This window comes from Streptomyces sp. NPDC006265, assembly GCF_040613555.1.
GTDB lineage: Bacteria > Actinomycetota > Actinomycetes > Streptomycetales > Streptomycetaceae > Streptomyces.
The window spans coordinates 1-1,171 of sequence record NZ_JBEXSH010001491.1 but is presented as its reverse complement, the minus strand read 5'-3'; the positions used below and the strand labels follow the sequence as shown (position 1 = coordinate 1,171).

Annotated in this window: 1 protein-coding gene; it reads right to left on the bottom strand. The window is 70.1% G+C overall.

From position 1 onward, the window contains the following. Nucleotides 1-41: 41 nt before the first annotated feature. On the bottom strand, nucleotides 42-950 hold the full coding sequence (locus ABZ281_RS50070) for a hypothetical protein (RefSeq protein WP_356665568.1): 909 nt from the start codon (nucleotides 948-950) through the stop codon (nucleotides 42-44). Between the last annotated feature and the right edge of the window lie 221 nt (nucleotides 951-1,171).

Genomic DNA, 1,171 nt, shown 5'->3' with positions numbered 1-1,171 from the left:
CGCACCGCGTGTGGCGGTGCGAGCCGGCGAACCGGGGTGCATCATGCCCCGGGGTGCGCACCGCCCGCCGGGGGGCCGCCCGCCGGCGGACCCACCGGCGGGGCGCCCGCGGGCGGGCCCCAGGCGGGCGTGGGGTTGAGGCCCGGCGTCGGCGCGGACCTCGCGTGGTCGGCCTGCACCGGCGGCAGTCCTTGGGGGAAGCCGAAGCTGACGGGCACCACGACTTGGTCCACCGCCGTGGCCAGTCCCTCCCGGCACGCCGCGTGCACCGCCTCACGCATGGCCCTCACGCCCTCGGTCCGCATCATGATCCGCTCGGGACTCAGGCGGCCCATGATGGACGCGAACAGGTCGGACACGAACCCGCCGATCAGGGCGTACCCGCGGCGCGAGCGCCACATCTGCCACCCCAGGTAGAGGCTCGTACCGTACGAGAACACCGAGACGTAGACCTGGCACTGGCCCTCCGAGAGCACCAGGCGATTGCGGACCTGGTCCCGGCCCAGTCCGGCGGCGATGACCCGCTCAGCGCGGTCGACGGGGATGTGACGACGATCGAGGGTGCCCCTGATGGAGACGTACGCCGAGTCGAGGGATCCGCTCCGGTCCGCCAGCAGGACCCGCCATTCGGCGATCGGTTCGACCAGGCGCATCCCGAGCAGAGTCACCCAGAAGGCGATGCCCGAGGCGATGTACGCCAGCCCGACCATGACGGCGAACCCCTCGCCACTGCCTCCGACAAGAAGGATCAGCCCGAAGAAGACGAGCGGCAGGAACGCCAGGAACGAGGCGAGGAGGGCGTAGACGAACAGCTGGAGCAGCTGCCGCCAGCTGACCGAGTCGTCGAGGGAGGTCTCGACCGGCATGTGCTTCAGGTTCTTGTCGAGATACGCGGCGTTGGCGTCACCGCCTCTCCATCCCGGCAGGCTGGTGTATCCGTTGTCGTTCATGTGTCCCCCTAGGCGGTGCCGGATCCGTGGTGGCAAGAATTACCCACCGTAGACGGATGGTCACACGCCTTGGAAGGTCTCGAAACCGCGACAACCCAACTCCGCGGAACGAGTGCGGTTTTGAGCGGGCAGCGTTTAAGGTGGCCCGCTGACGACCCGGCTCGGCAGACCCGGGGCCGCCACCAGCGGGCGGTCCTGCACCCGGTGGCCCGACAGGCAAC

Bases quoted from the DNA above. Each gene is read 5' to 3' on its own strand.
- ABZ281_RS50070 (WP_356665568.1), bottom strand. From the start codon at position 950: ATGAACGACAACGGATACACCAGCCTGCCGGGATGGAGAGGCGGTGAC.